Below are 10,929 nucleotides of genomic sequence, written 5' to 3'. Positions count from 1 at the left end.
CGCAGCATACTACTTCCAGCCGCCCGGCGGTAGAGTTCAAGCCTTGTGATCCTGGCGGCGCGCGCCCAGCTCGGCGGCGATGTGGTGTTCCAGCCGCGCCAGCAGGCCATGCAGCCGGGCGGCCAGCGCGCGGGCCGCGTCCGGCGCGTCCAGACGCTCCAGGTCCGCGCACACGTCGCCGAACGCGAGCGCGCCCACCGTGCGCGCCGCCGATTTCAGCCGGTGCGCGACGGCAGCCGCCCGCGCCACGTCGTGCGCCGCGAGCGCGCGGTCGATTTCGCGCAGGCCGTCGCGCGCCGCGTCCAGGAACAGGAACGCGAACTTGCGCATCCGCTCCGGCTGGCCGCCGAACGCGTCGGACAGCACGCGCATGTCCAGCAGCGTGCCCGCCGGCTCGTCCGCCGCGCCCCCACGCCCGAGCACGCGCGCGACCGTCGCGACGAGCGCGTCCGGCGCCGCCGGCTTCGCCACGAAACCATCCATGCCGGCCGCCACGCAGCGAGCCTCTTCGTCGCTGGCGCCGTTCGCCGTCAGTGCGATCACCTTCAGGCCCGCCAGGCCGGGGTCGAGACGGATGCGCCGGGTCGCCTCGTAACCGTCCATGTCCGGCATGTGCAGGTCCATCAATACGCAGTCGACGCGTTGCTGTGCCAGCCGGGCCAGCGCGTCGGCGCCGTCGTCCACGCCGACGACCTGCGCGCCCGCATCCTCGAGCAGCTCGCGCGCCACCAACTGGTGGAACGCGTCGTCCTCGACGAGCAGCACCGTGACGCCGTCGAGCGCGCCGGCAGCGTGGGGACGCGGCGCGCGCGTCTCCGGCCACGCTGGGGTACCGGCCCGCGGCGCGGGACCATCGTCCGCGTCGGTCGCGACGCACAGCACGGCGTCCGGTTCCACGCCGGCGCCGACGGGCACCGTCACGCGCCACAGCGGACGTCCGGCGACCGTGTCCTGCGCGGCGCGCTTCTCGCCCAGCGCCAGCACGGCGCGGTCCGACTCCCACAGCGCGTCGGCCTGCGCGGCCGGCCATACGTCACGGTCGCGCCGCCCCACCACCTGCGCCGCGGGCAGGCCGCACAAAGCCGCCATCTTCGCGTTGACGTAGCGGTAGCGCCGATCGCGGTCCTGCAGCCAGATGGCGGCGTCGACGTGGTCCAGCACGAGGTCGAGCAGGCCGCTCCGTGCCTCGGCCGCGCGCCGCGCGCGCATGAGGCGTACGGCAAACGCCCAGGCCAGCAGCGTCGCGCCGAAGCCGGCGGCCCCGGCCAGCCAGGGCAACATGCCATTTTCCAGGTCGGCGCGGCGGGCGACGAAGCGCGCCTTCCACAGATTGTCGTCGAAGCGCACGGGCAGCACGGTTTCCAGCAGGTCGTCGCCGCCCGCCAGCGCCGCCAGTGCGGGGCCGGCACCGTCGTACAGCTGGCTGTCGGCCCCGTTCACGGACAGCGGGCCGGCCGCGTCGGCCGATGCGGCCGCGTACAACTGCAACGCCACGGGACGGGCGCCCGCATCGGGCACGGCGCCCCGCACGAGGGCCGGCACGGAAAAGCCGATGCCCACCGATCCCACGTACGCCGCGCGCCGCCCTTCGACGTCGAGCGGCACGGTGCCGCCGGCCGAGATTCGATAAACAGGCGCGCGCAAACCCATGCCCAGGTGGCGCACGGGCCGCTCCACGACGACGGGCTTCCCGGACGCCGCCATGCCGCCGCTGTCGCGCGTACGCGCCATCGTCTGGGCGACGACGGGCGCTCCGGCCGTCAGGTCGACGCCGAATTTTTCCGGCAGCAGCGGTTCCAGGTAGGTGAGCACCGTGTGCGACGGGCGGTGCCCGGCGGGCCGGATCGCGAAGTCCGGATAGCCGGCCGGGTCGAGGCTGCGATCCGCGCGGACGGCCGCGACGAACGCGTCGCGCGCCCCATCCTCGACGTAGGCCGCGAAGTTCACGGATTCGAGCGCGGGATAATGTTCGGCCACACCGAGCGCCTCGACGTAGCGGTGGAACTGCAGGCGCGTCGCCGTGCCGCCGTTGGCCTCGAACAGGCCGGCCAACCCGCGCACGACGTCCGCGTACGCGCGCACGGCGCCATCGAGCTGCAGGGTGCCGGTGCGCGCCAGGTGGTCGAAGCGGGCCCGCGCGGCCAGGTCGACCGCATGCGCCGCCCCCAGGTAGACGCCGGTCCCCACGGCCACGGCGAGCACGCAGCCTCCCGCCCAGAACGCGGCGCCCAGTCCCGTGTTACGCGATGCGATGTCAGCCATGTCGTAGGCCCCGATCCGATAACAAGTATTGTCGCACGGAAATTTTTAAGTATTTGCTAGTATGTATGAATCGGGCCGAATTTGCGAGCTCAACAATAAGGAATGCGATGCGCATGGCGGATAGAAGCGAGGACGACCCGTGGCTGTGGCTGGAAGACGTCGATTCGGAGCGGGCCCTCGGCTGGGTACGCGACCGCAACGCGGAAACGGAAAACGAACTGGCGGCCCTGCCCGGCTATGCCGCGCTGCGCGAGCGGCTGAAGACGATCCTCGACGCGCGCGACCGCATCCCGTACGTCGGCCACCACGACGGGCGCTTCTATAATTTCTGGCGCGATGCCGACCACGAACGGGGCATCTGGCGCCGCACCACGTTGGACGAGTACCGCAAGGCGCAGCCGGCGTGGGAAACGGTGCTGGACCTGGACGCCCTCGCGCGCAGCGAAGCGGAGAACTGGGTCTGGGCGGGCGTTTCATTCCTGGAACCGCACGGCACGCGCTGCCTCGTCTCGCTGTCGCGCGGCGGCGGCGACGCCCACGTCGTGCGCGAATTCGACGTGGCGCTGCTTGCGTTCGTCGACGGCGGCTTCACCGTGCCGGAAGCGAAGACGAGCGTCGGCTGGATCGATGCGGACACGCTGTTCGTCGCCACGGACTTCGGGCCGGACTCGATGACGGCGTCAAGCTATCCGCGCATCGTGAAAGCCTGGCGCCGCGGCACGCCGCTGGACGAGGCAACGCTCGTCTACGCGGCGCAGCCGGACGACTTGTCCGCATCCGCCTGGGCGGACCGGACACCCGGCTACGCACGCCAGTTCGTGCTGCGCCAGGTCGATTTCTACACGAGCGAACTGTTCCTGCGCGATCCGTCGGATGGCCGCCTGATCCCGATCGCCAAGCCGGCCGACGCGAACGCGTTCGCGCTGCGCGACCAGCTGATCGTCGAACTGCGCTCCGACTGGACGATAGCCGGCCGCACCTGGCCGCAGGGCGCCCTCCTCGCCATCGGATTCGACCGCTTCATGGCGGGCGCGCGCGACTTCGACGTCCTGTTCGCGCCGTCGGCGACGACGTCGCTGGACGGCATCGGGGCGACGCGCTCGGCGCTGTTCCTGACGATCCTGGACAACGTCAAGAACCGCGTCGTCGAGTGGCACCGCGCCGACGGCCGCTGGCAGCGGCGCGACGTGGCGGTACCGGGGATGGGCGCGCTGCACGTGTCCGCCGTGGACGAATACGAATCGGACCAGCTGTTCCTGACCGTCACCGACTTCCTCACGCCGAGCAGCCTGTCCCTGATGGACGCCGGCAGCGATGCGCGCACCCTGCTGAAGTCCATGCCCGCGTTCTTCGACGCGGCGCCGTATGCCGTGAGCCAGTTCGCGGCGCGCTCGCCGGACGGCACGAACGTCCCGTACTTCGTCGTGATGCGCAAGGATGTCCCGCTGGACGGCACGCATCCGACGCTGTTGTACGGCTACGGCGGCTTCGAAGTGTCGCTGACGCCGTTCTACAGCGGCGTCACGGGCGAGGCGTGGCTCGCGCAGGGCGGCGTGTACGTGCTCGCGAATATCCGCGGCGGCGGCGAGTTCGGCCCGCGCTGGCACCAGGCCGCCCTGAAGGAAAACCGGCAGAACGCGTTCGACGATTTCCTGGCCGTCGCCGAGGACCTCGTCCGCCGGGGCATCACGCAGCCGCGCCACCTGGGCATCATGGGCGGCAGCAACGGCGGCCTGCTCGTCGGCGCCGCGCTCACGCAGCGACCGGAGCTGTTCGGCGCCGTCGCCTGCCAAGTGCCGCTGCTGGACATGCGCCGCTACCACGAGTTGCTGGCGGGCGCGTCGTGGATCGGCGAATACGGCGATCCAGACGATCCCGACGAGTGGGTGTACCTGGCCCGCTACTCGCCGTACCACAACGTTGCCCCTGGCCGGCACTACCCGCGCGTGCTGTTCACGACGTCCACCCGCGACGACCGCGTCCACCCGGCCCATGCCCGCAAGATGGCGGCGCGGATGCGCGACCAGGGCCACGACGTGCTGTACTGGGAAAACACGGAAGGCGGTCACGCGGGTGCCGCGAACAATGAACAAACGGCCACGATGTGGGCCCTGACGTACGCATTCATGTTGAACCAGCTCAACTAAAAGCGAGGTTTTTGACGCGTTGCCAGGACATTTCGCATGTAACCATCAGTTTTCAATTTCCAGCTACCGGAAGATGTGGCCGTGAACTAGCAGGTCTGCTAGGACGCCAAATGAATGTTGCATGGAATACTTGTCTCCTACACATCTTTCCATGAAGGAGCGGCGATGGCTAATGATTTCGTTACCGAAGCAAGCCTGCGGGAACCGTTGGCAGGTACCCTGATGAAAACGCCCGCATCCCTGGCGCCCTCCGTCAGCGATCTGAAGAAATATCGGATCAGCAAACGGGAGAGCCAGGAAAAATTCTGGGGCCGCTTCGGCGTCACCCAATCGAGCGGCAGCCGCTTCGAAACGGGCCTCGCCATTCCGGCCCCGGTCGCCCTGCTGTTGAAACTTTATGTCAACGGCAAACTCAACGATGGTGATCTTCTGGGGTAATCAGCCCCAAGGAAATTGCCCTCACAACCGCCTGTTGCCGGGTGTTGACGTTGAACTTCTGCCGGATATTTCCCATATGGAAGTTCACCGTCGCCTCGGAGCAGCCGGTGATCTTTGAAATTTCCCACGACGATTTGCCCACCATCACCCAGTTGAGCACTTCCAGCTCACGCGGGGTGAGGCGCGGGGCCGCCTCCTGCGCCGGCGGGGGGCAGAACCGCACGCCCGACGCGAACGCATAGTCGCGCACGAGGGCCAGGTCGGGCAGCATGCTCGCCACGTCGCGCACGAACGCGCCGTCGGCCGCCGTGTCGACGGCAAAGCTCAACAAGCCGAATTCCCCGTTGGGACCATGGATGGGAAACGACACGCCCGCGCGGATGCCGTGGCTGCAGGCTTCCTCGTACAGGGAGCGCTGGGCCGGGCTGCGAAACATGTCGGGCTGCCATACGAGCGGCAAGGTGCTGGACATGCAATGGCTGACGATGGGATCGACGTACGCGAAACGTTCGGCGTCGTAACGTTCTCGCCATTTCGTCGGGTAATTGCTTTGGATAAATGCATTTTCGAGGCGGGCGTGACGCGAACCCGACATGCCGAACAAGACCTTGTCAAAACTATACTGCCGGCCGAGGGCGAACAGCGCTTCACCCCAACTGGACGCGGTGTCGGTATGTAACAACTCGTCTAAATCGACGGTCCTCATGGCTTCCTCGCGCTCTTGTTGTAATGACACTCGATATGCTAGTTGAGTTGTAACCAAAAAGCACGAAAAATTAGCGTTTTATTCATTTTGGGCGAGATCGTGCTTTTGCTCAGTTGTCGTTCCGATACACCTTCGAAAACGCCTGTCCGCGTATCGTGCGCCGGCCTCTGCGGTTTTCGATTATCCTCGCGCGAATTGTCCGTTTAAAATTTCAAAAATGCAAGTTTATGTGGCGCCCGTAACATTCTTGTCGCGTAGGCACTTTCTACGCTTGACTTGACTGGACGCCGGTGTATCGTTGCATCTTCCAGGCATTTAACAATACGTGTCCGTCAAACTTTGCTTGCACGCGTCCACATCCGATCCTGCGGTCTCCACGTCCGCAACCTCCCGGCGCCCGCCGGTGCCCCGCCCTTCCGTACTACTTTTTCTACCTCGAGGATTTCTAGTCAATGAATAACATGACCGACATGGCTGAACAGCTCGACGTCAAGCTGTTGCTGTCCACGCTGATGGCGCTGAAAAAGGGCGACTTCTCCGTGCGCATGCCGTCCGACTGGACCGGCGTGTCCGGCAAGATCGCCGATACCTTGAACGACATCATCGAGACCAAGGAAAAGATGGTCGAGGCAGTGACGGAAGTGTCGCGCGTCGTGGGCCGCGAAGGCCATCTGACGCAGCGCGCCACGCTGCCCGGCGTTGTCGGCGGCTGGTCCACCATCATCAGCTCCGTCAATACGCTGATCGACGACCTCGTGCGCCCGACGACGGAAATGGCGCGCGTCATCGGCGCCGTGGCGAAGGGCGACCTGTCGCAGACGATGGCGCTGGAAGTGGACGGCCACCCGCTGAAAGGCCAGTACCTGCGCGCGGCGACCACCGCGAACACGATGGTGGAACAGTTGTCGTCGTTCTCGTCCGAGGTGACGCGTGTGGCGCGTGAGGTGGGTACAGAGGGCAAGCTGGGCGGCCAGGCCTACGTGCCGGGCGTCGCCGGTACCTGGAAGGATTTGACGGACTCCGTGAACTCGATGGCGGGTAACCTGACGTCGCAGGTGCGTAACATCGCGGAAGTGACCACCGCCGTGGCGAACGGCGACTTGTCGAAGAAGATCACGGTGGACGTGCGCGGCGAGATCCTGCAGCTGAAAGACACCATCAACGTGATGGTGGACCAGCTGCGTTCCTTCGCGTCCGAGGTGACCCGTGTGGCCCGTGAAGTGGGTACCGAGGGCAAGCTGGGCGGCCAAGCGTACGTGCCGGGCGTCGGCGGCACCTGGAAGGACTTGACCGACAACGTGAACTTCATGGCGTCGAACCTGACGGGCCAGGTGCGTAACATCGCCGCGGTGACGACCGCCGTGGCAAACGGCGACCTGTCGAAAAAGATCACGGTGGACGTGAAGGGTGAGATTCTCGAACTGAAGAACACCATCAACGTGATGGTGGACCAGTTGTCCTCGTTCGCATCGGAGGTGACGCGCGTGGCGCGTGAAGTGGGTACGGAAGGCAAGCTCGGTGGCCAGGCGCAGGTGAAGGGCGTTGCCGGTACCTGGAAGGACTTGACTGACTCCGTGAACTCGATGGCGGGTAACCTCACGGGCCAGGTGCGTAACATCGCGGACGTGACGACCGCCGTGGCGAACGGCGACTTGTCGAAGAAGATCACGGTGGACGTGAAGGGCGAGATTCTCGAACTGAAGAACACCATCAACGTGATGGTGGACCAGCTGAACTCCTTCGCGTCCGAGGTGACGCGCGTGGCCCGCGAAGTGGGTACCGAGGGCAAGCTGGGCGGCCAGGCGAACGTGCCTGGTGTCGCGGGTACGTGGAAGGACTTGACGGACGGCGTGAACTCGATGGCGGGTAACCTCACGGCGCAGGTGCGTAACATCGCGGAGGTGACCACCGCCGTGGCGAACGGCGACTTGTCGAAGAAGATCACGGTGGACGTGAAGGGCGAGATTCTCGAACTGAAGAACACCATCAACGTGATGGTGGACCAGCTGTCCTCGTTTGCCTCCGAGGTGACCCGCGTGGCGCGTGAGGTGGGTACCGAGGGTAAGCTGGGCGGCCAGGCATACGTGCCCGGCGTCGGCGGTACGTGGAAAGACTTGACCGACAACGTGAACTTCATGGCGTCGAACCTGACGGGCCAGGTGCGTAACATCGCGGCGGTAACCACCGCCGTGGCGCGCGGCGACTTGTCGAAGAAGATTACCGTGGACGTGAAGGGCGAGATCCTGGAACTGAAGGACACCATCAACGTGATGGTGGACCAGCTGTCGTCGTTCGCATCGGAAGTGACCCGCGTGGCGCGCGAGGTGGGTACGGAAGGTAAGCTCGGTGGCCAGGCGAACGTGTCCGGTGTCGCGGGTACCTGGAAGGACTTGACGGAGAACGTCAACCAGCTCGCGGCAAACCTCACGAACCAGATGCGCGCGATCGGTGAAGTGGCGACGGCCGTGACGCGCGGTGACTTGTCCCGTTCCATCCAGGTGGAAGCGCGCGGCGAAGTGTCCTACCTGAAGGACAACATCAACGAGATGATCCGCAACCTGAAGGAGACGACGCAGAAGAACGCGCAGCAGGACTGGCTGAAGACCAACCTGGCGCGCTTCACGCGTCTGCTGCAAGGCCAGCGCGACCTGCAGGCCGTGACGAAGCTGATCCTGTCGGAGCTCGCTCCGCTCGTCTCGGCGCACCACGGTGTGTTCTACATGATGGATTCGCAGGAAGCCGACGCGCGCCTGCGCATGATCGCGAGCTACGGCTACCGCTCGAGCCGCAAGCTGCCGACGTCGTTCCTGCCGGGCGAAGGCCTGGTGGGCCAGTGCGCGCTGGAGAAGACCCGCATCTGGCTGACGGACGTCCCGCGCGACTACATCGTCGTGTCGTCGGGCCTCGGCTCCGCGCCGCCCACGAACATCGTCGTGCTGCCGATCCTGTTCGAACAGCAGGTCAAGGCCGTCATCGAGATCGCGTCGCTGGACCGCTTCACCGAGACTCACCTCTCCTTCCTCGACCAGCTGATGGAATCGATCGGCGTCGTGCTGAACACGATCGAGGCGAACAGCCGGACGGAATCGCTGCTGACGCAGTCGCAGTCGCTTGCGCAGGAACTGCAGCAGACCAACCAGGAGCTGGCGGAAAAGGCGCGCCTGCTGTCCGAGCAGAACATCGAGGTGGAACGCAAGAACCGCGAGGTGGAGCAGGCGAAGCTGGCGCTGGAAGAAAAGGCGACGCAGCTGGCGCTGTCGTCCAAGTACAAGTCCGAGTTCCTCGCGAATATGTCGCACGAATTGCGGACACCTTTGAACTCGCTGCTGATCCTCGCGCAGCAGCTGTCCGATAACCCGGAAGGCAACCTGTCGTCCAAGCAGGTGGAATTCGCGAAGACGATCCACGGCTCCGGCTCCGACCTGCTGACGCTGATCAACGACATTCTCGACCTGTCGAAGATCGAGTCCGGTACCGTCACGCTGGACGTGTCGGAATACCGCTTCTCGAACCTGCGGAACTACGTGGACCGCACGTTCCGCCACATGGCCGAAGCGAAGCACCTGGGCTTCGCGGTGGAGCTGGCCGAGAACCTGCCGACCGCCGTCATGACGGACACGACGCGCCTGCAGCAGGTGTTGAAGAACCTGCTGTCGAACGCGTTCAAGTTCACGAGCCACGGCAACGTGTCGCTGACGATCAGCCTCGTGACGAGCGGCTGGACCGCGGACCACCCGCACCTGCTGCATGCGGATGCCGTGCTGGCGTTCTCCGTGCGCGATACCGGCGTGGGCATCCCGTCCGACAAGCTTCAACTGATCTTCGAGGCATTCCAGCAGGCCGACGGCTCCACCGCCCGCAAATACGGCGGCACGGGCCTGGGCCTGTCGATCTCGCGCGAACTGGCGCGCCTGCTGGGCGGCGAAATCCGCGTGGAATCCACGGTCAACATCGGCTCCACGTTCACGCTGTACCTGCCGTACAACCGCGCGGGCTTCATCAACTACGAACAGACCCGCCAGCCGCAGCCGGCGCGCCTGGCCCCGCCGCAGCCGCAGCAATCGGCCGGCCCGGCCCCGACGATGCTGCTGGAAGCGGAGCCCGAAGCCGTCACCAGCGTCGCCCTGCCCGACCCGTCGAACAGCCTCGTCGAATACGCGACGATGCTCGACGACCGCGGCCTGATCGTGCCGGGCGACCCGTCCGTGCTGATCGTCGAGGATGACGAGCGCTTCGCCAAGACCGTGCTGGAATTCGCCCGCGAAAAGAACTTCAAGGGCATCGTCACGCACCGCGGCGATTCCGCTCTGTCGCTGGCCCGCGACTACCTGCCGTCCGCGATCCTGCTCGACATCGACCTGCCCGACATCGACGGCTTCACGGTGCTCGACCGCCTGAAGCGCGACCCGAGCACGCGCCACATCCCCGTGCACGTGATGTCGTCGCTGCGCGAGCGCGAGCGCGCGCTGCGCCAGGGCGCGATCTCGTACATCAACAAACCGGTGAGCCGCGAGATGCTGCAGGAGGAATTCAAGCGCATCCAGAAATTCCTCATGGGCGGCAAACGCAGCCTGCTCGTCGTGGAAGACGACATGGCCCAGCGCGAATCGATCGTCGGCCTGATCGGCGATTCCGACGTGCGCATCGTGACGGCGGAAGACGGCAAAGCGGCGCTGGAGGCGCTCGCGCAGCAGCACTTCGACTGCATGGTCCTGGACCTCACCTTGCCCGACATCTCCGGCTTCGACCTGCTCGACCAGATCGGCAAGCAGCCGCAGTTGCGCGACCTGCCGATCGTGATCTACACGGCGCAGGAGTTGTCGCGCAAGGAAGTCACGAAGCTGAAGCGCTACGCCAAGACCATCGTCGTCAAGGACGCGCGCTCGCCGGAACGCCTGCTCGACGAGACGGCGCTGTTCCTGCACCGCTCGCAGGCCAGCCTGCCGGAGACGCAGCGCCGCATGCTGGAAGAGATCCACGCGGCGGACGGCGGCCTGGCCGGACGCAAGGTCCTCATCGTCGACGATGACCTGCGTAACATCTTCGCCCTGTCGTCTCTGCTGGAGCGCCAGCAGATGCAGGTGCTGTTCGCGGAGAATGGCCGCGACGGCATCGAGGTGCTGGAAAAGGATCCGACCATCGAGATCGTCCTGATGGACATCATGATGCCGGAGATGGACGGCTACGACACGATGCGCGCCATCCGCCGCATCCCGAAATTCAAGTCGCTGCCGATCATCACCCTGACGGCGAAGGCGATGAAGGGTGACCGCGACAAGTGCATCGCCGCCGGCGCGTCCGACTACATCACGAAGCCCGTCGACGTCGCGCAGCTGCTGTCGATGATGCGGGTGTGGTTGCACTGATGACGGCTGA

The 10,929-nt window shown here is 65.8% G+C and carries 5 protein-coding genes; 3 read left to right on the top strand and 2 right to left on the bottom strand.

Translation table 11 applies throughout. From position 1 onward, the window contains the following. Positions 1–36 precede the first annotated feature (36 nt). Positions 37–2,262 carry a CHASE domain-containing protein gene (locus NX784_RS03170; protein WP_258815248.1) on the bottom strand — a complete coding sequence of 742 codons (2,226 nt, stop codon included), beginning with the start codon at positions 2,260–2,262 and terminating at the stop codon, positions 37–39. Between the two features lie 107 nt (positions 2,263–2,369). Here NX784_RS03170 and NX784_RS03165 point away from each other — a divergent pair, with 107 nt between their 5' ends. Both NX784_RS03165 and NX784_RS03160 read left to right on the top strand, forming a co-directional pair. Beyond that, positions 2,370–4,409 (top strand): prolyl oligopeptidase family serine peptidase, encoded by a 2,040-nt coding sequence (locus NX784_RS03165; RefSeq protein WP_258815247.1) that lies wholly within the window; start codon positions 2,370–2,372, stop codon positions 4,407–4,409. A gap of 222 nt (positions 4,410–4,631) precedes the next feature. Continuing rightward, a complete protein-coding gene (locus NX784_RS03160) occupies positions 4,632–4,847 on the top strand; it encodes a helix-turn-helix domain-containing protein (RefSeq protein ID WP_258815450.1) in 216 nt (71 codons plus the stop codon). On the opposite strand, the gene NX784_RS03155 is transcribed toward NX784_RS03160, so the two are convergent. Continuing rightward, on the bottom strand, positions 4,822–5,553 hold the full coding sequence (locus NX784_RS03155) for a helix-turn-helix transcriptional regulator (RefSeq protein ID WP_258815246.1): 732 nt from the start codon (positions 5,551–5,553) through the stop codon (positions 4,822–4,824). The genes NX784_RS03160 and NX784_RS03155 overlap by 26 nt on opposite strands. Positions 5,554–6,005: 452 nt before the next feature. Between NX784_RS03155 and NX784_RS03150 the strand changes: the two genes are divergently transcribed. After that, complete coding sequence (locus tag NX784_RS03150) at positions 6,006–10,919, top strand: response regulator (RefSeq protein WP_258815245.1); 4,914 nt, start codon at positions 6,006–6,008, stop codon at positions 10,917–10,919. Positions 10,920–10,929: the final 10 nt, after the last annotated feature.

This window comes from Massilia pinisoli (assembly GCF_024753285.1).
Lineage (GTDB): Bacteria > Pseudomonadota > Gammaproteobacteria > Burkholderiales > Burkholderiaceae_D > Telluria > Telluria pinisoli.
This window is presented reverse-complemented; position numbering and strand designations above follow the sequence as displayed.